The 25,767-nt window shown below is 31.6% G+C and carries 27 protein-coding genes; 4 read left to right on the plus strand and 23 right to left on the minus strand.

Features of this window, described 5'->3' with window-relative positions:
- The first annotated feature begins 148 nt into the window (after positions 1-148).
- Positions 149-1,126 (plus strand): NAD(P)H-quinone oxidoreductase, encoded by a 978-nt coding sequence (locus tag CAB05_RS02350; protein ID WP_087998203.1) that lies wholly within the window; start codon positions 149-151, stop codon positions 1,124-1,126.
- A gap of 69 nt (positions 1,127-1,195) precedes the next feature.
- Positions 1,196-1,897, plus strand: coding sequence for a DUF554 domain-containing protein (locus CAB05_RS02355; RefSeq protein ID WP_087998204.1), 702 nt, complete (start codon positions 1,196-1,198; stop codon positions 1,895-1,897).
- A 151-nt stretch (positions 1,898-2,048) separates the two neighbouring features.
- Here CAB05_RS02355 and CAB05_RS02360 read toward each other — a convergent pair whose 3' ends face one another.
- From CAB05_RS02360 to rsgA, 9 genes are all read right to left on the minus strand, one after another.
- Positions 2,049-2,552 carry a GNAT family N-acetyltransferase gene (locus CAB05_RS02360; protein ID WP_087998205.1) on the minus strand — a complete coding sequence of 168 codons (504 nt, stop codon included), beginning with the start codon at positions 2,550-2,552 and terminating at the stop codon, positions 2,049-2,051.
- 14 nt (positions 2,553-2,566) lie between these two features.
- Positions 2,567-2,881, minus strand: coding sequence for a hypothetical protein (locus CAB05_RS02365; protein ID WP_087998206.1), 315 nt, complete (start codon positions 2,879-2,881; stop codon positions 2,567-2,569).
- Between the two features lie 187 nt (positions 2,882-3,068).
- Positions 3,069-4,493: an aldehyde dehydrogenase family protein gene (locus CAB05_RS02370; RefSeq protein WP_087998207.1), complete on the minus strand. Its 1,425-nt coding sequence runs from the start codon at positions 4,491-4,493 to the stop codon at positions 3,069-3,071.
- A gap of 1 nt (position 4,494) precedes the next feature.
- Positions 4,495-5,859 (minus strand): 4-aminobutyrate--2-oxoglutarate transaminase, encoded by a 1,365-nt coding sequence (gene gabT / locus CAB05_RS02375; RefSeq protein ID WP_087998208.1) that lies wholly within the window; start codon positions 5,857-5,859, stop codon positions 4,495-4,497.
- Positions 5,860-6,021: 162 nt separating this feature from the next.
- Positions 6,022-9,249 (minus strand): DEAD/DEAH box helicase, encoded by a 3,228-nt coding sequence (locus CAB05_RS02380; protein ID WP_087998209.1) that lies wholly within the window; start codon positions 9,247-9,249, stop codon positions 6,022-6,024.
- 332 nt (positions 9,250-9,581) lie between these two features.
- On the minus strand, positions 9,582-10,220 hold the full coding sequence (locus CAB05_RS02385) for a response regulator transcription factor (protein ID WP_087998210.1): 639 nt from the start codon (positions 10,218-10,220) through the stop codon (positions 9,582-9,584).
- Positions 10,221-10,233: 13 nt separating this feature from the next.
- Positions 10,234-11,250 carry a sensor histidine kinase gene (locus tag CAB05_RS02390; RefSeq protein ID WP_087998211.1) on the minus strand — a complete coding sequence of 339 codons (1,017 nt, stop codon included), beginning with the start codon at positions 11,248-11,250 and terminating at the stop codon, positions 10,234-10,236.
- Positions 11,247-11,996 (minus strand): cell wall-active antibiotics response protein LiaF, encoded by a 750-nt coding sequence (gene liaF, locus CAB05_RS02395; protein ID WP_087998212.1) that lies wholly within the window; start codon positions 11,994-11,996, stop codon positions 11,247-11,249. The genes CAB05_RS02390 and liaF overlap by 4 nt, the downstream gene beginning before the upstream one ends.
- A 220-nt stretch (positions 11,997-12,216) precedes the next feature.
- Positions 12,217-13,263, minus strand: a complete 1,047-nt coding sequence (gene rsgA / locus CAB05_RS02400; RefSeq protein WP_087998213.1) for a ribosome small subunit-dependent GTPase A — start codon at positions 13,261-13,263, stop codon at positions 12,217-12,219.
- Positions 13,264-13,951: 688 nt separating this feature from the next.
- Here rsgA and CAB05_RS02405 point away from each other — a divergent pair.
- Positions 13,952-15,346 carry a peptide MFS transporter gene (locus tag CAB05_RS02405; protein ID WP_087998214.1) on the plus strand — a complete coding sequence of 465 codons (1,395 nt, stop codon included), beginning with the start codon at positions 13,952-13,954 and terminating at the stop codon, positions 15,344-15,346.
- A 40-nt stretch (positions 15,347-15,386) separates the two neighbouring features.
- On the opposite strand, the gene CAB05_RS02410 is transcribed toward CAB05_RS02405, so the two are convergent.
- From CAB05_RS02410 to CAB05_RS02425, 4 genes are all read right to left on the minus strand, one after another.
- Positions 15,387-15,836 carry a dCTP deaminase/dUTPase family protein gene (locus tag CAB05_RS02410; protein WP_167374454.1) on the minus strand — a complete coding sequence of 150 codons (450 nt, stop codon included), beginning with the start codon at positions 15,834-15,836 and terminating at the stop codon, positions 15,387-15,389.
- An 84-nt stretch (positions 15,837-15,920) separates the two neighbouring features.
- Positions 15,921-16,622, minus strand: a complete 702-nt coding sequence (locus CAB05_RS02415; protein ID WP_087998216.1) for a nucleotidyltransferase domain-containing protein — start codon at positions 16,620-16,622, stop codon at positions 15,921-15,923.
- A 160-nt stretch (positions 16,623-16,782) separates the two neighbouring features.
- Positions 16,783-17,610 carry a GNAT family N-acetyltransferase gene (locus tag CAB05_RS02420; RefSeq protein WP_158093163.1) on the minus strand — a complete coding sequence of 276 codons (828 nt, stop codon included), beginning with the start codon at positions 17,608-17,610 and terminating at the stop codon, positions 16,783-16,785.
- Between the two features lie 158 nt (positions 17,611-17,768).
- Positions 17,769-18,572 (minus strand): hypothetical protein, encoded by an 804-nt coding sequence (locus CAB05_RS02425; protein WP_087998218.1) that lies wholly within the window; start codon positions 18,570-18,572, stop codon positions 17,769-17,771.
- A 194-nt stretch (positions 18,573-18,766) separates the two neighbouring features.
- On the opposite strand from CAB05_RS02425, the gene rluF reads away from it, so the two are divergent.
- Complete coding sequence (gene rluF, locus CAB05_RS02430; protein WP_174567269.1) at positions 18,767-19,483, plus strand: 23S rRNA pseudouridine(2604) synthase RluF; 717 nt, start codon at positions 18,767-18,769, stop codon at positions 19,481-19,483.
- A gap of 179 nt (positions 19,484-19,662) precedes the next feature.
- Here rluF and CAB05_RS02435 read toward each other — a convergent pair whose 3' ends face one another.
- The 10 genes from CAB05_RS02435 to CAB05_RS02480 all read right to left on the minus strand — a co-directional run bounded on the left by CAB05_RS02435 (position 19,663) and on the right by CAB05_RS02480 (position 25,604).
- Positions 19,663-20,073 (minus strand): SRPBCC family protein, encoded by a 411-nt coding sequence (locus CAB05_RS02435; RefSeq protein WP_087998219.1) that lies wholly within the window; start codon positions 20,071-20,073, stop codon positions 19,663-19,665.
- Positions 20,074-20,078: 5 nt separating this feature from the next.
- A complete protein-coding gene (locus tag CAB05_RS02440) occupies positions 20,079-20,396 on the minus strand; it encodes an ArsR/SmtB family transcription factor (RefSeq protein ID WP_087998220.1) in 318 nt (105 codons plus the stop codon).
- Positions 20,397-20,642: 246 nt separating this feature from the next.
- Positions 20,643-21,503 (minus strand): metallophosphoesterase, encoded by an 861-nt coding sequence (locus tag CAB05_RS02445; protein WP_087998221.1) that lies wholly within the window; start codon positions 21,501-21,503, stop codon positions 20,643-20,645.
- A gap of 55 nt (positions 21,504-21,558) precedes the next feature.
- Positions 21,559-22,128, minus strand: coding sequence for a hypothetical protein (locus CAB05_RS02450; protein WP_087998222.1), 570 nt, complete (start codon positions 22,126-22,128; stop codon positions 21,559-21,561).
- Between the two features lie 251 nt (positions 22,129-22,379).
- Positions 22,380-22,604, minus strand: coding sequence for a hypothetical protein (locus CAB05_RS02455; protein WP_087998223.1), 225 nt, complete (start codon positions 22,602-22,604; stop codon positions 22,380-22,382).
- Positions 22,605-22,667: 63 nt separating this feature from the next.
- Positions 22,668-23,075 carry a hypothetical protein gene (locus CAB05_RS02460; protein ID WP_087998224.1) on the minus strand — a complete coding sequence of 136 codons (408 nt, stop codon included), beginning with the start codon at positions 23,073-23,075 and terminating at the stop codon, positions 22,668-22,670.
- A 97-nt stretch (positions 23,076-23,172) separates the two neighbouring features.
- Positions 23,173-23,472 (minus strand): hypothetical protein, encoded by a 300-nt coding sequence (locus CAB05_RS02465; RefSeq protein ID WP_087998225.1) that lies wholly within the window; start codon positions 23,470-23,472, stop codon positions 23,173-23,175.
- 516 nt (positions 23,473-23,988) lie between these two features.
- Positions 23,989-24,507, minus strand: coding sequence for a spermidine/spermine N(1)-acetyltransferase (gene paiA, locus CAB05_RS02470; RefSeq protein ID WP_087998226.1), 519 nt, complete (start codon positions 24,505-24,507; stop codon positions 23,989-23,991).
- A 253-nt stretch (positions 24,508-24,760) separates the two neighbouring features.
- Positions 24,761-24,970: a hypothetical protein gene (locus CAB05_RS02475; protein ID WP_087998227.1), complete on the minus strand. Its 210-nt coding sequence runs from the start codon at positions 24,968-24,970 to the stop codon at positions 24,761-24,763.
- Between the two features lie 190 nt (positions 24,971-25,160).
- Positions 25,161-25,604: a carboxymuconolactone decarboxylase family protein gene (locus tag CAB05_RS02480; RefSeq protein WP_087998228.1), complete on the minus strand. Its 444-nt coding sequence runs from the start codon at positions 25,602-25,604 to the stop codon at positions 25,161-25,163.
- Between the last annotated feature and the right edge of the window lie 163 nt (positions 25,605-25,767).

Below are 25,767 nucleotides of genomic sequence, written 5' to 3' on the forward strand. Positions count from 1 at the left end.
TTTTTCAAATAAATTAAATAAATTCATAACGTTTATTATTCCTATTAATCATTTTCGTCAGATGATATTTCTTGGAGTTTTTAAAATATTCTTTCGCCTCTATATGTTGTATGATGTATTCATCATTAAAAAAAGGAAGGTTTTGACAATGAGAGCAGTTCAAATAAATATGGATTCAAAAGAATTATTTATTGGAAATGACATAAAGCCTACGACCCGTGATGATGAACTTCTCATTAAAGTTCATGCAACGGCCTTAAATAGAGCAGATATTCTTCAAAAATATGGTAAATACCCAGTTCCTCCAGGTGCTTCGCCAATATTAGGTTTAGAGATGTCCGGAATAATCGAAGAAATTGGTAAAAATGTAACCAATTGGAAAATTGGTGACAGAGTATGTGGTTTATTATCAGGAGGCGGTTATGCTGAGTATGTTTCCCTACCATCACAACTTGCTATTCCAATCCCAGACGGTATGACTTTTGAAGAAGCAGCAGCCATTCCTGAAGTTTTTTTAACAGCATATTTAAATGTATTTGAACTTGGTCGATTAAAAGAAAAAGAAACAGTATTAATTCATGCTGGGGCCAGCGGTGTAGGAACTGCGGCAATTCAGCTTGCGAAAGAATTTGGTGCTAACTCAATCGTCACAGCAGGAACAAAGGAAAAATTAGATGCCTGTTTACAATTAGGTGCAAAACATGCAATTAATTATAAAAATCAAAATTTCCAATCAGAAATTGATAAAATAACAAATGGTAAAGGTGTAGATTTAATTTTAGATTTCGTTGGTGCAGATTATTTCCATCAAAACATTCAATCATTAAATACGAATGGTCGGTTAATTCTAATCGGAACAATGAGTGGCTCAAAGATCAATGAATTCAATCTACTACCGTTACTAATGAAAAGAATCTCTATAATCGGTAGTACACTTCGTTCACAAACACTTGATCAAAAAATTTATTTAACAAATCAATTCACTAAGCATGTCTTACCTTTCATTGCATCTAAAAAAATAAAACCAGTTATTGATTCAATTGTTAGTTGGAACGAAGTAAACGAGGCTCATCACCGAATGGAAAAAAATTTAAATATCGGTAAAATTGTCTTAAAAATAGATTAATAAGAAAAATATGCTCTGTTTAATCTGTTAACAGAGCATAGGATAATATAGAGATTAAAGGGGATTATCATGGTATTACTAGGTTCAATTGTAAATGCAATCGCAATTATCATCGGTTCATTACTAGGTTTATTTATTAAAAGAATTCCAGAACGGATGAAAAATTTAGTTACACAATCAATTTCTCTTGTGATTATTGTGTTGGGAATAAGCCTCGCAATGAAAACGAATCAAGTATTAATCGTCATTTTCAGTTTAGCTTTAGGAGCTGTAGTTGGTGAATGGCTTGATATTGAAGGGAAATTAGACAAACTAGGGCAATTTATTGAAAGCAAGGTAAAAACGAAGAATGAAGGATCTATTTCTAAAGGTTTTGTAACTTCAACACTGCTTTTCTGTGTTGGAGCAATGGCGATATTAGGAGCACTCGATAGCGGACTTCGAAACAACCATGAAATTTTATACACAAAATCCTTAATGGATGGATTTCTTTCTATCATTTTAACTTCTACTCTTGGCGTTGGTGTTTTATTTTCATTTTTACCGGTATTTTTATATCAAGGCTTCATCGCCATTTTTGCTTCATTTGTTCCTAATCTAGTAACACAGCATTTATTAAATGCCATTATTGCTGAAATTTCAGGAACAGGCGGGATCTTATTACTTGCACTAGGATTAAACTCACTAGGCGTTATGAAAATAAAAATCGGTAATATGCTACCCTCAATTCTATTTGCATTACTGTTTGTTTGTATCATTCAATACTTGTAAATTTTCACCTATCCCGATACTCACATAGGAGTCGAGCACCTTCCGTTCCAATGATCACTTTAATTACATTAAGAAAATATCAAAATAACAGAAAAAAGTGAAGTAGATACTTGTAATCTACTTCACTTTTTTATTTAATAACGAAATCTATTTATTTTATAACTTTTACCATATGATCTTCGTCGTAGAAGACACCACCAACGCAAATAGCTCTTTTTTCTACCCCGAAGCTAATAAAATCTAAGGACTCATATAACTTTTTGGCAGGAATATTTGTAGAAATTACTGCTAATTCAATTTGTAAAATGTCTTCAATTAAAATCGCTTGATCAATTGCAAATTGAAGTAATTTTTTACCTAAACCAGTTCCTCTTTGACTAGGTGTAATATACATTCCCCATATCGCGCCTTTATGCTTCATCTTTTCAGCTCGCTTTTGAAAAAAACCTACAACTCCTACAAGCTTACTATTTTCAAATGCTCCTATAATAAAGTTATCATCTGTTTTAGGAAAGTTCGCTTTATGTTGATCGTATGTCTTAGTTGTATACTCTACTAAACTTTCACCAAATGCTTCAGGCGATAATGTTAAACCTTCACTTCTTAATTCAATAAATTCATCTAGATTTTCAATTGTTAATCTCTTGATTTCCATTTTATATTCTCCTTTTAATATGGAATTTCACCTTTCAATATCGGAATTATTAGTATAATAATTGAAATAAAAAAAACTGCCCAAAAAAAGTATCCTCTTATTCTCTTCTTTAATTGTTCCGAATTCTTCCAAATTAGTAATCTGATCAGTGATTCAAGCCCGAAGATCATAAAACTAACACTAAACCATATCACACTTATGTTTCCTAAAAATTGAACATCATTGATTGCATAAAGTTGTCTAATGATTATATTTGTTGTTATTGATCCGATGAGTAATGCTAAAAAAACTTCAAAGATTGTCCAATAATAACTTTTCAACTGGTCCATTAAAATACCTATCCTCTCATCTAAACAATTTATTCATTATTCCTTTAAAGTAAAAACCATCTATACTCAATATAACATATAATTCAGAATGTTTTGGATATGTTTTCATTTAACTTTTCATTATTAAATTACTAGAAAATAAAAAGACATACCAATTTATTTTGGTACGTCTTTTCACAACATAAAATTACATTTTAATCGAGATTAATTTCATTTCAGTCATTTCTTGAATAGCATATTTAATACCTTCTCTACCATATCCGCTTTCTTTCACTCCACCATATGGCATTAAATCAACTCGAAAAGTCGGTACATCGTTAACGAGTACGCCACCTACTTGCAATTTCTTTGTTGCATATAGCGCACGGTGTAGATTTTCAGTAAAGATTCCTGCTTGCAACCCATATCTACTATTATTTACTTCAATAATAGCTTCATCAAAGTCCTTAAACGAGTTAACTGTTACAACTGGACCGAATACTTCATTACAAGATACTTCACAAGTATTGCTCACGTTCGCTAAGATTGTTGGTGAATAAATTCGTTCACTGATCACGTTCCCACCTGTTATTAATCTAGCACCATCTTCTAATGAATTTTTCACCCATTGATCAATTCTAAAGACATCTTTCTTTGATATTAATGCGCTGATATCAGTTTTTAAGTCAAGTGGAGAACCAACGATTAATTTTTCAACAGCTATTTTCATTTTACTTAGGAATTCTTCTGTAAGCGATTCGTGTACATAGATGCGCTGTAGTGAAATGCAAACCTGACCATTATAAATAAAGGCTCCCCATACACAGCGATTGATTAATTCATCTGATAACTTTACGCCTTCGTCAATGATTAATGCAGAATTTGAGCCTAGTTCAAGTGTAACTTTTTTTAAACCTGCTTTACTTTTTAATGAAATACCTACTTCCGGACTTCCCGTAAAAGTAATTGCTTTCACATCTGCATGTTTTACGAGAGCATCTCCAATTTCAGAACCTTTTCCAGTAACTAAATTAAATGCTCCTTTCGGTAAATCAGTTTGATCAAGCATTTCAGCTAATGCGTAAGCTGATAAAGGCGTTTGGCTTGCGGGTTTCAATACGATTGTGTTTCCAGCTGCGATTGCAGGTCCAACCTTATGTGCAACTAAATTAAATGGGAAGTTAAACGGTGTAATCGCTCCAATTACGCCGATTGGTTCCCTAACAGTATATGTGATTCTTCCTTCTCCCCCAGCTACTGCATCTAAAGGTAAAGTTTCACCATATATTCTTTTCGCTTCCTCTGCGGCAATTTTATATGTCGCAATGGTTCGATCAATCTCTCCTAATGCTGCTTTTAGAGGCTTTGCAGCTTCCAAGGCAAGAATCTCTGCTAATCTGCTGCGGTTTACTTTAAATTGCTCCACTAATTGTTCTAAAATCATACTTCGTTCAAAAGCGGTCAGTTTTTCCATTTCATCTCTTGCGTTTTTGGCAGACATGATTGCTTCTTCTAATTGATCCAAAGTTGCTAAAGGGACTTCAGCTAACAACACATCTGAATGTGGTGCGATTAGATCGACATGATTGATTCCATCTAACCATTTACCATTTATATATAGTTTCTTCCTCAATTTATTTCACCTCGGTTTTATGCTTGCCAATCACTTGTTGTAAAGAAAATTTTAGTATGTCAAGGCCTTCATTTAGTTCCTCATCAGAAATGATTAAAGGAGTTAAAAAACGAAGGACATTACTATGAACACCTGCACTTAATATAATTAATCCATTTTCATAACAAGTCTTTGTTAGTGCAGCTACCAATTCTTTAGCTGGCTGACGAGTTATCGGATCAACAAACTCAATTCCAACCATCGCTCCAAGCCCTCGGACATCATATATAATTGGTAGCTCTTCTTTCAGTTCGTTAAAGCACTTCTTAATTGTCGTGCCAATCGTATTTGCTCTTTCCCAAAGTCTTTCTTTTTCAATTTGCTCAATCACCTCAAGCGCTGCAACACAACCTAATGGGCTTCCACCATATGTTCCACCAATTTCACCCGGCGACGGTGCGTCCATTATTTCAGAACGTCCAGTAACTGCACTAATCGGTACACCGGCAGCGATTGATTTAGACATTGTGATGAGATCCGGTTCTATTTCAAAATAGGTCGAAGCAAATAACTCACCAGTTCGCCCAAAACCCGTTTGAACTTCATCAGCAATAAATAAAATTCCATTTTTTTTACAGATCGCATATATTTCTTTCACAAAACGTTTAGGTGGAACAATAAATCCACCCTCACCTTGTACAGGCTCCATGATCACAGCAGCAATTTCATCAGGAGATACCTCAGTTAAAAGAAAATCATTAAACTGATGAATACAAAAATCAATATACTCTTCTTCAGTCAAACCATTTGGACGATTTGCTAAATAAGGAAATTGTGCTTTATATGTAGCCGGTGCAAATGGGCCCATTTTGTATTTATACGGTTTTACTTTACTTGTTAATGACATTCCTAATAATGTACGACCATGAAAACCTCTTGTAAATGAAACGATTCCGGAACGTCCTGTAAACTTTCTTGCAATTTTGACTGCATTTTCAACAGCTTCTGCCCCACTATTTAATAAAATCGTCTTTTTTGAAAAATGACCTGGTGTTATGTTAGAAAGTTTCTTCGCTAAATCAATATAAGGTTTATACATTCCAACATGAAAGCAAGAATGAATGAATTGATCAGCTTGTTGTTTTATCGCTTGTACCACATGCTCTGGAGTATGGCCTACATTCAGAGTACCAATTGCACCTGCGAAATCTAATAATCTATTTCCATCAACATCTTCTATAATTGAACCATGAGCCTTTTCAACAAAAACGGGAGTATTATTACCAACACCATTTGGTACATATTGATTACGTAATTCGATTAATTTGGCACCTTTTGGACCAGGTACGCCTGCTGAAACATTTGTAAATTTCCGATTGATGGCCATCTAACATTCTCCCTTCAATTTCATTCTCAAAAAGTTCATATATAAATAAGGCTTCATTCTAATATACTCGCATTTCAATTTTTCAGAATGGATAGATTGAAACTAATTGTGATAGTAAAGGAGTACATTCAAAAATACCGCTCTAAATTAAAGAGCGGTAGGTTAAATCATTAATATTTCTCTAATATCTTCTTCAGTTAAAGTAGAAGATACTTTATCAGCTGAGTCAATGATCTCTTCAACCAATTCTTTTTTCTTAGATTGAAGTTCATTCATTTTTTCTTCAATTGTTCCTCGGGCAACTAGTTTAATGACTTGCACATCATTTTTCTGTCCGATGCGGTAAGCACGATCTGCGGCCTGTTGCTCTACTGCTGGATTCCACCATAGATCGTATAAGACTACCGTATTTGCCCCGGTTAAATTTAACCCTACTCCACCAGCTTTTAGTGAAATCAAAAAGAAATCACATTCACCATCATTAAATCGATTACACATCTCTAATCGCTTCTCAGAGCTTGTACTTCCATCAAGATAGAAAAATTCGTCTCCATTGATCGATAATTCCCTTCCGATCATTTCAAGCATTTTCGTAAATTGCGAAAAAATTAATACTCTTCTATTAGCATGTTTTGATTCTTCAATAATTTGCAGAAGCTGCTCAAACTTTGCAGAACTCCCTTTGTATCCTTCAATAAATAATGCAGGATGACAACAGATTTGCCTTAACCTTGTGATGCCGGCAAGTATTCGGATCCGTGTTTTTCCGAACGATTTATCTTTATCTAAATGCTTTAATGTTTCTTGACGTAACTTGGCTAAATAAGCTGCATATAGTTTTTTCTGTTCAGGTAATAATTCCTCTGATTCAATCATCTCTACCTTTTCAGGTAACTCTTTAAGCACATCTTCTTTCATTCTTCTTAATAAAAATGGGCGAATTCTCCGTGCTATCGTCTTTTTTGTTAAATTGCTATATTCTTTTAAACCTTGAAACAACTCAGGAAAGACTACATGATAAATTGACCAAAGCTCTTCAAGAGAGTTTTCTACTGGTGTTCCAGTTAACCCAAAACGATAATTTGCCTGAAGCTTTTTAACAGCTCTTGCAGTTTGCGTTAATGGATTTTTAAAGTTTTGAGCCTCGTCAAAAAATATTGTGTGAAATGTTTGTTTTTCAAACCATTTAATATCTTTTCTTAACAATGGATAAGAAGTAATGACAACATCAACTGTTGAAACATCCTCTTGTAGCTTCATTCGATTGCTTTTCTTACCGTCCAATACAACTGATTTAATATTTGGTGCAAATTTATAAAATTCACTTAGCCAATTATAAGTCAAAGAAGATGGACATACGACAAGTACAGGTAGTTTCTTGTTTTGTACATCTGGAAGTATCGATAAAATATACGAAATACTTTGCAAAGTTTTACCTAATCCCATATCATCAGCTAAAATCCCACCGAATCCATAATTAGCCAATGTTTTCATCCACTTATAGCCATGTTTTTGATACTCTTTTAAAATCGTTTCAACACGATCAGGTATTTGAATATCAATGTTTCCGGGATTTTGAATTTGATCTAAAAACTCATGGAAAGACTTTTCTAGTTCAAATGAATTTGGGTTATCTTCGGAATCAATTAGTTGAAGCCCTCTCACTATTGGTAAATTCAAACCACTGATCAAATCTTCTTCTTGGCTCGGAACCTCTTTCAAGAAGCGTTGAATTTCTGCAAATTCTCTCGTTTCAAGTGTAAATAAAGTCCCATTTTTTAATCTATAATATTTTCTTTTCTCTTTTAATGCCGTAATAACTTCACGTATTTCATTTTCAGAGATACCATCCATTTTAAACGTAAATTCTAACCAATTTGTTCGTTCTTTTTTCACTTTTACATTTATTTTAGGGAATGTATTACCTCTATATATTCGATTTCTCACAGCAGTTGTAGCATGAATTTGTACAAGTTTCTCTAGCTTTGGGATTTTATGATGTAAAAACTCGTATTCTAATTCTTCATTATGCAAATAATAGCCACCATCAGTTTTTGAAAATGAACATTCTTCCATTAATTGTAATATTTCATATTCCTTTTCTTCATCTCTCGTTACATTCGAATGATTGATAAAATCGCGATGATCTAATGGATTTATTAAAATATGGTCGTAATGAAAATCTAGCCCTGCAAGCAAACGATTTTTCACACGATCTAAATATAATTTCGCAACTAAAGGAGGCCTGTCGAATTGCCTTAAAAATGCTTCGGAAATTTGGACTTCTCCTAATCTCTTCAATCCTGGTATGACTGTATCCATAAAGAATTTAATTTGCTTATTAGGAATCGGGATGATGGTCGTTCCCGAATCATGTAACATCGCTTTTAAATCTGTTAATCTCATGAAATCTTCACTTTTCAGTCGGTAGAACTTCCCTTTCATGAATAAGTAAGAATATGAATTCAATAATATGACATCTTCCAAACCATACACATTTAATTGGAAATCTTTTTTGTTGGCTTCAATAATATCAAACTGTAAAGGCAGCAAATGTGATGAAATGTGCAATTTATCATATGACTTGTCCTGGGTAATCAATTTTACAATTGGAACATGCAATAATGAATTGACTAACTGTTCCCATGATGTTGTTGGAATGAATAATGTGTCATGATTATTTTTAGTAAAAGTTTGATCATGAATATGCTCCAAAAACGATTTTTCATCGTCCATTAATTGGATTAGAAATTGGACTACATCATCTGTCTCTCTTAATAAGCAATGTAGGTTTGGATCATACGTAAATGATTTTGAAATTTCCGTTACATGTCCAATTTTTACATTTTCCAAAAACTCTCGAATATTCCCCACTTTCGAAGGGCCAATTTTTGCTTGAATTCCACATATATGACTTCCATTTTGCAAAGGAATAACTTGTAAAGTAAACTCTGCATTGATGATTTGTCTTGTTTCAAAAAGACGTTGCTTTCGACTTGATCGACTTGTCTTTTTTTCGTTGAATATCTTAACAAATCCATCTGTAAGATCTGAGTTTGATGTATCATAATCAGTGAAATTATTATTTAAGTTCGGAGTTGTCCCTTTTTGTATATGCTCACACATTGCAATCAATACAGCTGCAATATGCTGACAGTCTCTATGATACGATGCAAGTGATGGACAACTACATGAGGTTTGCAACATATCTTTATTGTCACTTTTAATACTTACTTCAAAATCTTCAGTACCTTTTACAATTGCATGACTTTCATCTATATTAAATTCTTTAAATATTACTTTATTAGCGCGAAAAAAAGATTCTCCTCGTTTGAAGGAGATTTCACCACACATTTCTTTAATTTTTTTATGATTTAATGTACGAAACAAATGAGTTTCTCCTCCTTAACGTTTTGTAAACTCATTATTCTATCTTACCATTTCTGATCCATAACCAAAATTTATAAAACTTCATTTCCTTAAAAAATTTCAAATTATAAATAAGTACTATTAAAATGTTTTTTTGTATTTAAAAGTATTCTTAAAAGAACTGAGTTGTAAAGAGTTTTTTTGGCTTATTCGTCCACGCCCCACTTAAAAGCGAGTATCCTGGAGTGGAAATCTACGAAATTCTATGTTTAACAACAAAAGAGTTTACTAAGACATTCAAAAATATAGGGCCGTCTCTTTTGAGACAGCCCCTTTTTCAGATTCACATCATTTTATTTCTGTTCAACGATTCCATGTCTAAATGCATAAATAACAGCTTGTGTACGATCAACTACTTCTAATTTTGTTAGAATGTTACTGACATGTGTTTTGACTGTTTTTAATGACACAAATAGTGTATCTGCTATTTCTTGATTTGATTTCCCTTCAGTCATTAAATGAAGTACTTCTTGCTCTCTTGCTGTTAAATCATCATGCAATTCTCGATGGGAAGATTTTCTCATGCGATTCATCATTTTACCAGTTACGACAGGCTCAAGAACTGAACCGCCATTATGAGTTGTACGAATAGCATTTGCGATATCACTTGCTCTTGATGTTTTTAGCATATAGCTGATCGCACCAGCGTCGATTGCTGGGTAAACATTTTCATCATCTATAAAACTAGTAACGATAATAATTTTAGCATCTGGCCATTTTGCGATAATTTGTTTAGTCGCTTCAATTCCGTCCATTACTTCCATTACTAAATCCATTAGGATAATATCTGGTTTCGTGTTTAATACTAGCTCAATTCCTTCTTTTCCATTACTTGCTTGACCAACTACTTCAATATCGTTTTGCGTACTCAGATATGTAGAAACACCCATTCGTACCATTTCGTGGTCATCAACTAATACTACTTTTATCACTTTTTCAGCACCTCTATTCAATTACTGGAACTTTGACTTCAATTTGAGTCCCTCGATTTGGAATACTAACAATTTTTGCAGTACCTCCAATTTCAGAGGCACGTTCACTAATAGACTGAATACCGTAAGAACCTGTTTTACGTTTTTCAATGTCAAAACCGATTCCATCATCAATCATTCGTACTAACACAAAATCTTCAATGCTTCTAATTCTTATTTCAAAAGTCTTCGCATTTGCATGTCTAAGTGTATTTGATAAAGCTTCTTGTATAATTCTAAATAAATGATCTTCAACACCTTTTGACAGTGAGATATCATCGATTTTCCATTTTAACTGAAGAGCCTGACGATTTGTTAAATCAGCTAGTAGCTTTTCTACACCTTCCTTTAAGCTTTTCCCTTCTAATTGGACAGGTCTTAAATGAAGTAATAAAGCTCGCATCTCAGATTGTGCGTTTACAGCCATTTTTTCAATATATCGCAATTGTTCCTGATAGGTTGTATCGCCTAGTTCATTAATTGCAGAAATCATCATCGATATTGCAAATAACTGTTGGCTTACTGAATCGTGTAACTCTCTTGCTAATCTATGCCTTTCTTTTGTAACAACATCCTCAATTGTTTGTGATTCAATTAATTTCTTTTCATCAACTAGTTTTTGCACAGTTTTTCTTGAATCTTCAATCTGTTTAGATATTTTTAGGAGATTTGATTCGATATCATTTTCAATAGAACGAATAGAATGATTGGAATCCTTATGATAAGTGCCGTTTTCTGCTTTAATCATCCCTGTTAATAGTGCTTTCTCATTATGACGAATTGTACTAAGAACTGCTGTACTATAAACAATCGCAATGATTAGAATCGCGATAAAAATAATTAATAATAATGATAATTTCCCTACTTTATAAATCATTAATTTATCAAATAGCGTTTGATCAATGAAATAATAAACAATACCACAGATTAATGCGCTGGACGTCAGAGATGCCATACAGATTGATAAAAATATTCCCTTATCTATTTTCATCTGTTTGTCACCTCTATTTTTCCAACTGCTAATGAGGTAATGATTTTTAATTTTCTTGATGCCTCTTTATAATCATTCGTAGTAAATTTGCAATTTTTATTAAAACCTTTTAACTCATTTTTTAAGATATTAACTTTTCCAAATAAAGTTGCATGATGAAAAGTTAATTCTACATCATATGGAACATATAAAGTGATGTTTCCAATCAAACCATTGATTGCTAAAACAGTTTCACCTTCAGGTATAAAGGAATCTGTTAAATCAATCTCAATATCACCAATACCAAAATAATAATCAACATCATCTAATTCAAATGTCGTATCATTTTTCATTCGAATATTTGAGAAAAATCGATTTGAAATTAATGATTTCGCTTCAAATACACCTGAACTTGTTTTCTCTTGTGTGAGTGGTATTACAATTTTTTCATTTAATTTTGAATTGATGAAAATTAAATAACCTATATAAATCACAATAAATGCTAAAACACCTAAAATAGACTTCAGTTGAAATACATTGCTTATAAATAAAATAATCCCACCAAAAAATGCAATATTTGCTGAAGTTGACGGATATACTTTTCGTTTTTTTGCACCATATTGAATTAAATATATACCAACTCCTGCTGCAATAATTGCAAATGGATTCAAAAACAAATCAAATAAAAGCCCTATACCTGCAATGATAAATAATATTCCAATTAACTCATTGCTAGACAATCGTCTTAAATGCTCTAAATGCTTCATATTGCTCTCCTCTATTCACTAAACGTAACTTGTTAATAACAACTGAAAGCAAATTGTTAGTAACGCTTGTAATATGTAGTTTATCTATTTTTGATTAAATCGTTAACAACCTTAAGTATTGTTTTTTCTCGGTCTAAAGTCTGAGATAAATTTGTAATAATCTATCTGATTATATAGCAGAGTCTTTCCAAAAGAAAAAGAAGAGTATCATACTCTTCTTTTATTTATAAGATTTCGTATTCATCATCTTATGCATTTTTTTCCACTTGTCTTTTTCAATCCTTGCTAATGAAGCATCTTGTTTTCTTTCTGCATATGCCAATTCTCTCATTAATTTACGATAACTTGTTAATCTTTGAGCGTCTAACAGACCATTTGAAATGGCTTCATTAACTGCACATCCAGGTTCTTTTTCATGAGTACAATCGGAAAATTTACACGATTTCGCTAACTCATCTACATCAGAAAAAGTTGAGCTTAAATGGTCTTCCCCACCCCATAATTGAAGTTCTCGCATACCAGGTGTATCAATCACCATTCCACCAGTAGGTAAGAAGAATAATTCACGATGGGTCGTTGTATGCTTACCTCGATCATCGCCTTCACGAACATCCTGAGTGATTTGTTTCGATTCACCTATTAATGCATTTAATAAGGTTGATTTACCGACACCAGAAGAACCTAAAAGGGATACCGTTTTCCCTTCTGAAACAAGATTTTTAACTTCTTCAATACCTTCCCCGTTTGTACTGTTTACCGTATAAACTGGGATACCGAATGCAATCTCATCAACCTCTGCAATTCTAGAAGGAAGATCGTCACATAAATCTTTTTTCGTTAGAACGATAATTGGGTTTGCACCGCTTTCATATGCTACTAACAAATAACGTTCTAATCTTCTTATATTAAAGTCATTATTTAATGCCATGACTAAAAATACATAATCTATATTCGCGGCAACAACCTGTTCTTCCGTCTTGTCCCCTGCGGATTGTCTTGAAAATTGACTCATTCTAGGTAATACTTTTTGAATAATTGCTTTATTTTCACCTTTTAGTGGTTCAATGACCACCCAATCTCCTACCGATGGATAATCACTTTTGACTTTTGCTTGAAATTGAAATTTACCAGAAACTTCTCCGATCCATTCATCTTCTCCATCATGTAATTTATAAATTTGTCTTTGTTCAGAAATCACACGAGCCACTACAGTTGATTGATCTTTTTCTCCGAACACATCTTTCCAGCCTAATTGTTCTAAATTCATTTTGTCCTCCTAAATGTAAGGACAATAATGAAGAATTACTTCATTTCTTGTCCCCTTGTAATTGCATTCTTATTTAGTAAACTAATTGAATTTCCCATATAACATCACTCCGTTTCATTAAAATTACTATTAGTATATCCAAATTTTAGAAAATCGTCCATATGAATTAATTGAATATTAAAACAGAATAAATAACTATTATATAATTCTACAAATTCCGACATTTCCAATTATTTACTTTTATTAAAAATTATTAATCTAAGATAACAAAATTAAGAAAACCCTTGAAATATTTCAAAAACTTATTATTATTTAAATATAGGTCTTTTAGATTAGACACGTTTTGCCTTTTTCAACCGAAAAAGCACTGATACATATATATTTTTGTATGAAAAATCAGTATTGCAAGACTTGTCTGACAATATAAATTACTTTACAGTGTTGCGTTGTTTTGTGTTATACTACAAAAGTATTTATTATCCATATTTTTACACAATTCAAATAAATGAATTTTGTCTGTATGATTCTGTTTATATATTAAGGTCATCTTTTTTTAAGTAGAATTGTCGAAATTTGTAGAATTTAAATTATTTTTTACACCAAATTGACAGAATAGTGTATGAATTTGCGACAATAAATATTCAGACATAAAACGACATAGAATAGCACTTAAGAGGGAGGAATTAAAATGAGCGTAGCGACTCAAAACGTATCATCAAATGAGCAACAACAAAAAACGAAACATCCGCCTGGCCTTTACTTATTATTTGCAACTGAGGCTTGGGAACGCTTTAGTTATTATGGAATGCGTGCACTATTAGTTCTTTATTTAACATCAACTGTGGTTCAAGGTGGACTTGGATTTAAAGACGCATGGGCACTTCAACTCTATGGATTATTTACTGGACTTGTATATTTCACACCAATTATTGGTGGATGGATTACAGATAACTTTATTGCAAAACGTTTCGCGATTACCCTTGGTGGGATCATAATGGCAATCGGTAATATTACATTATTTGGTGTAAATACAACTACTGGTCTTTATATTGGATTAGTTTTATTAATTATCGGTAATGGTTTCTTCAAGCCAAATATCTCAACTCTTGTTGGTGAATTATATGAAGACAACGATCCACGTCGTGATGGAGCGTTTACAATTTTCTATATGGGTATCAACTTAGGTGCATTCTTTGCTCCATTAGTAACTGGTTACCTTGCAAATAACTTATTTATGGATCCAAACGGTCCAGGTAAAGCTGATAATTTTTACGGTTACCGTTTTGGTTTCTTAGCAGCTGCAATTGGTATGATCATTGGTCAAATCATTTTCAACTTATTAGCTAAAAAATACTTAGGTGACCTTGGTACAAAACCAAATGTTAAAGCTATCAAAGACACTAACAGTGTTGATAAAAGTATTCCTTTAACGAAAAAAGAAAAACAACGTACAACAGTTATCTTTATCTTAGCTGCATTTACAGTATTTTTCTGGGCTGGATTTGAACAAGCTGGATCTTCTTTAACTCTTTATACTGATCGTTTTATTGATCGTACAATTGGTACTTTTGAAGTTCCTGCTGCTTGGTTCCAATCAATTAATCCATTATTAATTATCACGTTAGCTCCAGTGCTTTCATATATTTGGATTAAATTAGCACGTTCAGGTAAAAACATTAGTGTTCCTGCAAAAATGGCTATGGGTCTTGTACTATTAGGAATCGGTTTTGTATTCACTATTTTAGCTGTTATGAAAACAGGTTCTGATGCAGAAAACATTACAGTAAAAGCAAATATGATTTTTATGTTTATGACATATTTCTTCCACACTGTGGCTGAATTAGTTCTTTCACCAGTTGGATTATCTGCAGTATCTCGATATGCACCAATTAAATTAGCTTCATTATTAATGGGTGTATGGTTATCATCAAGCTTCATTGCTAACTTAGTGGCTGGTCAATTAGCAGCATTTACTTCAACTCTAGGTATGCTTCAAGTATTCTTAGTAGTTGGTGGAGCAGCAATCGTAGTAGGTTTAATCTTACTTGCAATTTCTCCAAAATTAGCAAAAATGTTAGACTAATATTTAAAACAAAAAGCACTCGAATGATCGAGTGCTTTTTTTATTTACCTGTGCTACCGAATCCGCTTGTTCTTTCTTCACCAGCAATATCATCGTCAGTTAATAAAAACTTTTGGAAAACTGCTTGTCCAATTCGCTCACCTTTTTGAATAATGACAGGTTCATTTGTAACATTTAATAGCTGCATCATGATATGCCCATCATTTGATGGATTGCTATAATAATCCGAATCAATGACCCCTACCCCATTACCTTTTAATAAACCCTTTTTTAATGGAGTTGATGAGCGTACATATAATGAAAGGAATTCGTCTCTTTGCATATATGCTTTTACACCAGTTCCTACTAACTTAATTTCATTTGGTTGAATGATTGTATCTTCAATACTTTCAATATCGTAACCAGCAGCGTGAGTAGTCGCTCTCTTAGGCAAATTAACGCCTTCCTTTTCAAAACCTTTTGCTATCTCAAAACCACGAATTTTCTCCAAAGTTTTCACCCTTTACCATATATTTCATTCCTTAGTTTAACATATAAAAAGTTCAAGTATGAATGAAATTTAAAGCAGCATTAATTATTTTCCTAACTGAAAACCTTCAAATCGTTTACCTCCAAAAGGTTTCAAAGCAGATTCTGCTACTTTAATAATTCCACTCTTTTCTCCAGTTTGAAAATAGTTATGAAATGCTTGAAACATTTCTTTTGTTAAGTCTGGGTTAAAATGCTCCATTTCTCTATAAACCCATTTTGAAGAGCCAACCCAATGCTGATTTGTCCTTAAAATAAATTCGTGTAACTTATCTAATAATGTAGTTGCAATACAAATACTTTCATTTAAGTGTTCTGAACCTATAAAATCATCGATTATATCTGATAAAAAGTATTGATGAAATTCTATCGTCTTTTCATCCCATTTTGGTGGACCACCTAACATCGTTTCTTTAGCATTTAGAACTACTTTTTCTAGTTCTGGATGATGTTTTATTACCATACCTTCAGCTAGCATTCGTGGCAAAGTCGGTCTCGCTCTATTTACGTCGCTATCAAAAAATGGTTTATATGACTCTAAATCGTACACAAACACTTCAATCATCCAATCATATTTCATCACAGATTCTCGATATGCATTCACTTCTTTTTGAAATACGACAATATCTAAATCTGACGTGGCTGTTTCTTTACCGATCGCAACACTACCACTTAAAATTGCACCTAAACAATCTGGAAATTCCGTTTGAATAAACTTCTTTGCTGCCTCAACTGCTGATAACCTCATTTACGATACTCCTCGTTCTTACTGATATTTGATATAATGTATTGTTAAATATCTATCATGATGATTCATAACTTTTTATAAATTTTCAATACAGTCTCTATTTGTAATACATTTTTCTTCCTCCAATCTAAAAAAGAATGTGGTTTACACATTCCTTTTTTCATTTATATTGATAGTAGTCTTGCGTGTCATATTGCTGAAAGCCACAGCTTGTATATAATTTTTTTGCGTTTTTATTTTCTAAAGCAACTTCTAAATGTATCTTATTTCCTGTTTTACTTTCTTTTTCTATAATTTGCAATAATGTATTTTTACCATAGCCAAAACCTTGATATTTGGGTAAGATTGCAAAACCATAAATCCAACTTTCTTGATGTTCTCTTTGAACACTCAGTTTTCCGATTTTTTCATTATTTACTTCTATTATGTAACATTTACGGTTCGGCTCATTTAAAACTCGCACATTGTATGTTTGAGCATCTTTTTCTTCAAAACCAAAGGACTCTACATCTATTCTTGAAATCAATTCAAAATCTTCTTGTGTCGCATGAGACAGCTTAATAATCGGTTCAAAAGATTGTACTCCTTGATCCTGCCAAACCATTTGGTATTCTGAGAATGAATAGTCACATTTCTGAGTCTTAATGAACTCTTGTGCTGTCATAGATGCTGCTGGAGCATTCAATAAGATTGACGTTGCATTACTGCTACTTTCAAGACCTTCACGAAGTAGTGTTGTAAAAATCCCTTTTCTTCTATATTTTGGATGGACCATCCCACATATTTCTACTTTACTACCAAAGTAATATTTACCTAAAAACCCAACTAATAGATTCTTATCATAATAAAAGAAATCTTCTTTAACATCACTATTGCGGTTTCTAAGCATATCCCAATTTAATTTCAACTTAATTTGATCATAGCTCTCACAAGCTTCTTGCAATTCTTTTATATGTAACAACTGGTCTTTTGATAACAAATTTTTCACCTTCTATTTTAAATTACTTCACTCTCTTAATTTCCACAAAAAAGAATTTAGTCCTTCTTGATTAGGCTCATTTCCAAAAAACTTCATTAAAAATTCAATAAATGCAAAAAAACATTACTCCAATTAAGAAGTAATGTTTAGAAGTAATGTTTTTTATTTTATCTTTCCGTTCTAGGATCTACTTCAAACCACTCCGACATCGATAAGTTTGTTGTTTTATCTTCCCAATCGTCAATCGATAAATCTTCATAATTTTGCTCTAATTGATTTATATCTTTTTGAATAGTTTGGTCGTTATTATTTGCATTAAATGTAGACTGATTTAGAGTATGTTCTTGGTTTATTTGTTCAAATGACTCTTGTATATAACTTTGAGCTAAAAAGCTTTCATCATATGAATTTGTTCCATTTTGATTACCTATATTAGCTGTATTAGTCTGATGATTTGAGATACTTGCTGAATATTGTTCAGGGATTATATTTGGCATTGAATTCAATTCTGAATCATTTTTACGTTTCTTAGCATTTTTACTTGTTCTGCTTTGATGATTTTGAATTGTTTGATTCTTTTGGTGATCTTCTTCTTTCTCATTTTTAAATATATTCGAAGCATATTCTTCTACATTATGTAGTATGCTTTCTGCCCATTTATGCTGTTCTTCATGATGTTGTTCATTTTTATGATGACGATTCTTTTTTTCTTTATGATTTTGTTCTTCGTTTTGTTTATGTTGTTCTTGGTGACTATTCGAAAATTCTTCGCGATTGATTAAAGATAATGTGGACTTAATATCTTTTTCAAGACTTTCTATTTGGTGATCGAAACTATGCAATTGTTTTTTCATACTATCCATATGTGATTCTATTTCATCAATTCTTTTATTAATTTTGTGCATGTTGCGTTGATGTTCGTTTTTCTTTAAGTCAAATTGTTCTAAAAGCTTATCAAAAGAAAGATCCATTTACACTCACCTATTTCATTTTTTTATTTAGTATGTGTAAATAGAAAATAATTATATAGTAAAAATCAATGATTCATTTCTAAAAATATTGATGAAAGTAAGAATTTAATTAATAAATTCCAGCATTTTAGAACTTCTTTTTTAATAATCATTACAAATATGTTATTCTGAAAATATAATTTAGCATTAAGGGGTTGTTGATCATTCGTTTAAATAAATTCATTAGTGAATCCGGAAAAGCATCTAGACGTGCTGCGGATAAATTAATCAGTGAAGGTAGAGTAAAAATAAACGGTAAAGTTGCAAAAATCGGGAGTCAAGTTGAACCTGGCGATGAGGTAATTGTAAATGGAGAACATATTCGATTAGCTCGAAATAATGTTTACATTGCATTAAATAAACCCGTTGGTATAACTAGTACTACAGAAAAAGGTGTAAAAGGCAATATTGTTGATTTAGTAAATCATCCATTACGGATTTTTAATATTGGAAGACTTGATAAAGATTCTGAGGGCTTAATTCTTCTAACAAACGATGGTGATATTGTTAACGAAATTTTACGTGCTGAGAATAAGCATGAAAAAGAATACATCGTCTCAGTCGATAAACCAATCACACCTACCTTCTTACAAGAAATGGCAGCGGGAGTCAAAATTTTAGGAACAAAAACACTACCTTGTGAAGTAAAACAACTTTCAAAATATGACTTTCAAATCATCTTAACTCAAGGATTAAATCGTCAAATCCGTCGTATGTGTGAAGCACTTGGTTATGAAGTGTATCGACTTCAACGAACACGTATCATGAATATTCATCTCAACAATTTACCAATTGGTCAATGGAGAGACTTAACAAAGAAAGAAAAAACGCAATTATTTAGAGAATTAAATTACGAACCAAATGAATGGTAAATCCAATTAGTTTTTAATTCGTATCTAACTTTATTAAAATTTACAACATAAAAATAAAAAAAGGGTTAAACATATTATTAAAAACAAATATGTTTAACCCTTTTATACTTAATCTACAAAAACTAACTTGATGTAAAATGGTTGCTTCAGATAAATTTGAATATGAAAAAAATTACAGTTTAAGCTAACACTTTTTCTAGTTGATTCCCCATATTTGTCCAAGCATGTTTAGCTCCCTCAATTGCTCCAACACGTGCTTTTGTTTCTTCACTAAATCCAGTTTGATCTAGATTTAATTGGACTATACCATCTGAAACTTCTTTTAAAGTCCATGTAACTGTAGTAGTTTCTCCAGCACTTGCCCAAATATAAGATAATTTATGAGGCTCTTCAACTTCTAGTACTTCACAATCTACAATTCCATTCCACCATTCATTTGGCTCTGTACGAAATTGAAATTTATGTCCTACAACCGGTTTAAAGTCATTTTCCATGATCCATTTTGCAAGTGTATCCGAATCAGTTAAAGCATTCCACACCTGTTCGATTGAATTTGTAAATTTATATTCTAATGCCACATCTGATTTCATTTTTTTTACTCCAATATATTATTTAGTTTAACAAAACTTTGTTTCCAGAATCCTTCGTAAAATGATATCCAATCTTTAATTTCTTCTAGTGGTGCTGCATTTAATCGATAACGTGTTTCTCTACCTACTTTACGATCAGCAACTAGGCCAGCTTCTTTTAGGATCGCCAGATGTTTTGAAACAGCGGTACGCCCCATCTGAAATTGAGGAGTTAATTCGTGAAGAGGTAATTCATCAACTTCTGCCAATAAACGAAGTATTTTGCGCCTTGTTGGATCAGCGATGGCTACATAAACATCACGCTCTTGATTTTTCTCGCTCAAAATCACCCTCTCCTTTTTTATCAGACACCAAATGGTGTCTTTATTATAGGACACCATTAAGTGTTATGTCAATTTTATTTTTGACAGCTCGATTTTTTTTATTCAAATATGTACCTTCTTTAATGGTTTTTCAATAAATTAAGCTATAAACTTATTAAATCCTTTTATCAGTAAATTGCCAACTAAAAAGAGTTGCCATTAAGCAACTCTTAATTTTCGAACTATTTATAACTAATGTCTTATCGTTCATTTACTTTTCAAAGTTAATACGACGATCTCAGGTCTATTTAATATTCTCTGAGGAATAATACTATTTCCTAGTCCCCTGTTAACAATCATCGTTGTATTCTTCATTTTATATTGTCCAGAAGTATACTTAGGCAAAACTCCTTGGTTTGGTGCTATAACCCCACCTATAAATGGAATTCTAATTTGGCCACCATGAGCATGTCCTGTAAGAACTAGATCAAAATCATAACTTGAATACAACGAAATCAATTCAGGTCTATGCGATAATAATACTTTGAATTCAATATCATGATTAGTAGATAAAAGTGACTTTTTGATATTGAAGTCTGCTCTTTCTTGTTCTGTTAAATATTCATTCTCAGATATGTTAGCTGGGTCATCAATTCCTAAGAGTTGTATTTTCCCACCAGAACGTTCTAAAACCACTCCTTCATTTTTTAACACTTTGACGCCTAAATTTTCCAATTTACTTTCTAATCCTTCATATTTTCCTGACCAATATTCATGATTTCCAGTTACAAAATAGACAGGTGCAATTTTAACTATTTTTCCCATTAACATTAAACTATATTTTTTTACATAATGTTTAGCGTCAATTAAATCACCCGTAAATACGATTATATCTGGCTTTTCATTTTTTATTTTTCTTATTAAATTATTTTGCTCTTTGCCGAATTCTTTTCCATGTAGATCTGATAATTGAATCATTTTAAAGTTATCAAATTGTTTTGGAACTTCACGTGATTGAATAGTTGTTTCATTCACTTCGATGGCATTGTTTTGATAATAGCAAAACAATACAGTTACCAAGATACCAATTAATAGAAGGATTATATTTTTGCGCGTAAACTTTTTCACTTATTTTACCTATTAGCCTTTCTTGATCAGCTCTTCATTTGACTGAGCTTTGTAATCAAAAAGGTATCCAATTATTAACTATGCGAATACCTTTATTTTTGATTTCATTTGGGTTTTCTTTATAATCTTTTTGAACGTAATTGTAGGAAATCCATGTGAAATATTCCAATCCAAGTAAATATGCTATTTGAGTTACTGGATTCTTCTCAAATAGTTCTTCAATGTCAGAAACATAAAATATCTGCGTTATATCTAAAAGTGTTACGGTTCGGACTTTATTAGGGTTAGCATTTATTAATTCAACTAAGCGCTCTCTGTGATATCCATCTTGGTTTATTTCTAAGTCTTCTTCCCAACTACATTCATAATGAAAGCTCCTTTTCCTACCATCATATATTGATAATGACCAACCATGGTCCTCCGCATAAATTAAATGGACTAAAACACCTTTGTTATTATTGATTATTCTTCTATTTACCTTAAATATTTTTCCATTTGGAATAATCGTGACCCAATTTTTACGTTCTGGATATACAAATCCACGAACAAAGGAACGTTTTAACAGGTCAATACCATCTTTAAATTCATTTGAAAAAAGATGGTAGCTTTCACTAAACTCACTCATGATTTCCTCCTAAAAAATGTTATAAATGTTGTTCTTAATAAACCAATTCCTATAACACTCTAAACCGATTGCATTCTATTCTAATTTTTAGCTGAAAAGTAAAATATGAACTGAATTGACTGTATTAAATAAATTACTACTATCTTAGATTCAATGAAATACTAAAATATCCTTTACTTATTGAAGTAAGTGTCTGCTAGCTCAAAAAAATAGACTACCGAAGTAGCCTTTCCTGGAACACTTAGCATGCTTTAGTTAAATAAGCTCGTAAAAATAGAAACAAATATATTAAACCCAGCCACAAGTAAATACATTATTGAATTAGATTTTCCTCTTTCTTGAAAGTACATTACTAAAAACATTCCCCCTAAAAAGAAAAGCATATACGGAGTCAGAAGAAAGTTTTGAGTTATTAATGAATAAATAGCTAATGAAGCTGCAATCGTTCCAAATATTATTCTTATTACTTTTAACATAGTGTACTCTCCAAGGTTTAATGAAATAAATAAGCGCATATTAGGCTCATATTTGTTTTCTAATTATTTTAATATTAATTCAACTCTCATCTCTGTCGAAAGATCTGATTCGATTATTCCATTCTCATTTATAGATTCTAGTGTTACTACTGCTTCACCTAATGAACCTTTCTCTTCAAATCCAACAATAGGAATTGCTTGCAGGTCCCCATTATGATCTTTATATTCTAAATTATAAAATCCAGTCGTAGTTACATTCTTAAATTTATATTCATCCCCATCTAATATTATTGGAATCTTATTATCTACATTAACATTTGTAAGTGATAATCCTGTAATATTTTTTCCCGTATCATTTATTATCTCGATATTATACCCATTTCTAAATGGAAATTGGAATGGGAATAGTAAATAATATACGATTCCTATGATTCCGACCATTCCTATTAAAATGATTAATTTTTTTTTCATTAGTTTACCTCATTTATTTCTCTAATAGAATAATAACATAGCATTTCCTTATTAATCTTGCATTTAGTTTAAGAGGTTTAGTGAGAGTATTTCATTATCAAATATCAAATATCACTATTATTCCAATGATAAAAAACAAAACGCCTCCTAATAGCCAGGCATCAAAATCATTCGTTACTTTCTTTTTTAATATTCTATTTTCTAAACTATTTAATAAACTAATCGTTGCAAATAAAAGATAAAATAAGCCTTTGTTTATATGATGAACTTCCTCAGCCGTAAATGAGTAAATCAAATAAATGATCATTAAACCGCTCAATATTTTCTTTATTAAATCGATTTGTTTAATTCTCACTTCAAATAATCTATTTATAAAGTTTTTTATATAAGTTTCCATTCTTTCTCTCCCTAAAAATTATCGCATATTTCTTACTTTATCTTAACATTATTTCTTTTTCATTTGCTTTCTAATAAACACTTTTTTTTACTAGGCTCTGATAAAAAAGAATGTTTATTTCCATTCCAGGTACTTCGCTTTCCATGGGGCGAGACCCTGAGCCTCGGGTCAACACGATGTGGATCATGCATGCGTTACGACAGGACGTCGTGGTTTTAGCATGCCTACCTTGCTTGGCCTCCTGGGTCTCAAGTTTCCCGCATCTCCCATAGGAGTCTTCGCACCTTTCATTCCAATTACGCTTGAACAGGCTATTCTCTTTTCATACTCATAATATATTAGGCTAAAATAAACAATTAATTATAACAGAGCCTTTTACTAAAAAACAAAAAGACCGCAAAAGCAGTCTATTAAATGAATATATGATTTAATTTTTCAATATTCTCAAATGACAAGAGTGTTCGTTCCCCTTTTATTATTAATAAACTCTTACCATACAATCTCCATTAAAATAAGTTAATTTAATGTTTTTGTCATGATAAAGTCTATTTGTTCTTCATCACCCATGTAGAAAGAGTGAGTTCCAGTTTGAACAAAACCCATTTTCTTGTAAAAAGCAATTGCATTTTCATTTTTTTCCCATACGCCTAACCAAATTTTACTTTTATTTAGTTCCTCGGCAATTTCTAAAGCTTTATTTAGCAAATATTTACCTAGGCCATGTTTTTGAAAATCCTTCTTTATATAAATCCTCTCGATTTCAAGTGATTCATTACCCATCTCTTCAGACTGAGCATCATTCGTATTGACCTTTAAATAACCAGCGACTATTTTATCAATAGTAATTAAATAGAATTGCGATGAAGTATTAGCTAACTCTTTTTCAACTTGTTCTATGTTAAATGCTTTCTCTAAGTATACATTCATATTTTCAATTGAATTTTGATTCTTAAAAGTTTCATTAAATGTTTCATAACCAATTTCTTGAAGTATGTGTGAATCAACTATGTTACACCTTTTTATATTTATATTCATTTAAATATGTCTCTCCTTTATGTATTCATTTTTATTCCTTGCAATTTTTTAGATTTCCTAACCTTTTTTATTGCATATACAATAAAAGTATACACTTTAAATTTATATCATTTTTGTTGCATTTACAATAAAAATACTCTTGAATAAAAATATTAGAAACTTATTTTTATATCTTTCTATCAATTATTCATTCCAATAAAAAAAGTCGCATATGCGACACATAATTTTGTTTCTCTAAAGCATGTTACTTGGTTCAATTAATTTTATTATTTTTTCTCAAATTAAAAACTAAAAATAATGCGCTTATTCCTGAAACAAATTGAGTTATGGATTGAAACCAAACTAATTTATCATTAGGTCCATTACCAATTGGTCCTACTTTCGGAGTATAGGCATAATATAAAGTCCAAAAAGACAAAACCAGTAAAAAAGTACCGCATATTAATAAAATCCATTTTTTCATTTATTCACCTCAATAAAGGTAAAATTGTTCAATTATGTATATTCAACAAGTGAGATACAATACCTTTATTTATATTGATCACACACAACATCAATTTTCACCGTTAAAAATAAAAGCATCCAAACAGGTTTTATTGGATGCTTTTTTAACTTTTCTTAGCGAACTATATAGAAATTGTCAAGATAATAATTTATTCAGTTGTTGCTTTATTCCCCATAGCAATAGAGATTCTATTCCAACTATTAATTTGATTGATTAAAATCACAAGATCTACATATTCTTTTTCGCTAAAGTGGTTTCGGATGCGATCATATAATGCTTCAGGTACACCTTTATTCGGTATCAATGTAACATGTTCTGTTAACTCTAGAGCTACTTTTTCTGAATCTGTGTAGAATGTGCAATCATTCCAAGCACTTATACAATATAATCGTTGCTCCGTTTCTCCCATTTTTCTTGCTTCAGTAGTATGCATATTAATACAATATGCACAACCATTTAGCTGAGAAGCACGAATTTTTACTAGTTCTCGTAGTGTACGATTAATACTTGAGGTTTTCGTATATTTTTCCATTTCCATCATAATTTTAATTGCTTCTGGTGCAAGACTATAGTAATCTACTCGTTTTTCCAATTAAATGACCCCCAAAAATTTATTTAAGTATTAAATGATAAATCGTTTCTAACTGTAATTGACGACAAATATAATCGCCGATTAACAATATCTATATTATGCTATTAATTTGATTATGTCAATCATCATTTAACTGTCAATCTTACTTGTTTGACAAAGAAAT

This window comes from Gottfriedia solisilvae, assembly GCF_002128405.1.
Classification (GTDB): Bacteria; Bacillota; Bacilli; order Bacillales; family Bacillaceae_G; genus Gottfriedia; species Gottfriedia solisilvae.

Bases quoted from the DNA above. Each gene is read 5' to 3' on its own strand.
- CAB05_RS02475 (WP_087998227.1), bottom strand. From the start codon at position 24,970: ATGAAAAAATGGATTTTATTAATATGCGGTACTTTTTTACTGGTTTTG.
- CAB05_RS02425 (WP_087998218.1), bottom strand. From the start codon at position 18,572: ATGGATCTTTCTTTTGATAAGCTTTTAGAACAATTTGACTTAAAGAAA.
- CAB05_RS02365 (WP_087998206.1), bottom strand. From the start codon at position 2,881: ATGGACCAGTTGAAAAGTTATTATTGGACAATCTTTGAAGTTTTTTTA.
- paiA (WP_087998226.1), bottom strand. From the start codon at position 24,507: ATGAATATAAATATAAAAAGGTGTAACATAGTTGATTCACACATACTT.
- CAB05_RS02455 (WP_087998223.1), bottom strand. From the start codon at position 22,604: ATGTTAAAAGTAATAAGAATAATATTTGGAACGATTGCAGCTTCATTA.
- CAB05_RS02435 (WP_087998219.1), bottom strand. From the start codon at position 20,073: ATGAAATCAGATGTGGCATTAGAATATAAATTTACAAATTCAATCGAA.
- rsgA (WP_087998213.1), bottom strand. From the start codon at position 13,263: ATGAATTTAGAACAATTAGGCTGGAAAGATGTGTTCGGAGAAAAAGAT.
- CAB05_RS02390 (WP_087998211.1), bottom strand. From the start codon at position 11,250: ATGAAAATAGATAAGGGAATATTTTTATCAATCTGTATGGCATCTCTG.
- CAB05_RS02350 (WP_087998203.1), top strand. From the start codon at position 149: ATGAGAGCAGTTCAAATAAATATGGATTCAAAAGAATTATTTATTGGA.
- CAB05_RS02360 (WP_087998205.1), bottom strand. From the start codon at position 2,552: ATGGAAATCAAGAGATTAACAATTGAAAATCTAGATGAATTTATTGAA.
- gabT (WP_087998208.1), bottom strand. From the start codon at position 5,859: ATGGCCATCAATCGGAAATTTACAAATGTTTCAGCAGGCGTACCTGGT.
- CAB05_RS02460 (WP_087998224.1), bottom strand. From the start codon at position 23,075: ATGAAAAAAAAATTAATCATTTTAATAGGAATGGTCGGAATCATAGGA.
- CAB05_RS02465 (WP_087998225.1), bottom strand. From the start codon at position 23,472: ATGGAAACTTATATAAAAAACTTTATAAATAGATTATTTGAAGTGAGA.
- CAB05_RS02405 (WP_087998214.1), top strand. From the start codon at position 13,952: ATGAGCGTAGCGACTCAAAACGTATCATCAAATGAGCAACAACAAAAA.
- CAB05_RS02415 (WP_087998216.1), bottom strand. From the start codon at position 16,622: ATGAGGTTATCAGCAGTTGAGGCAGCAAAGAAGTTTATTCAAACGGAA.
- CAB05_RS02450 (WP_087998222.1), bottom strand. From the start codon at position 22,128: ATGAGTGAGTTTAGTGAAAGCTACCATCTTTTTTCAAATGAATTTAAA.
- CAB05_RS02355 (WP_087998204.1), top strand. From the start codon at position 1,196: ATGGTATTACTAGGTTCAATTGTAAATGCAATCGCAATTATCATCGGT.
- liaF (WP_087998212.1), bottom strand. From the start codon at position 11,996: ATGAAGCATTTAGAGCATTTAAGACGATTGTCTAGCAATGAGTTAATT.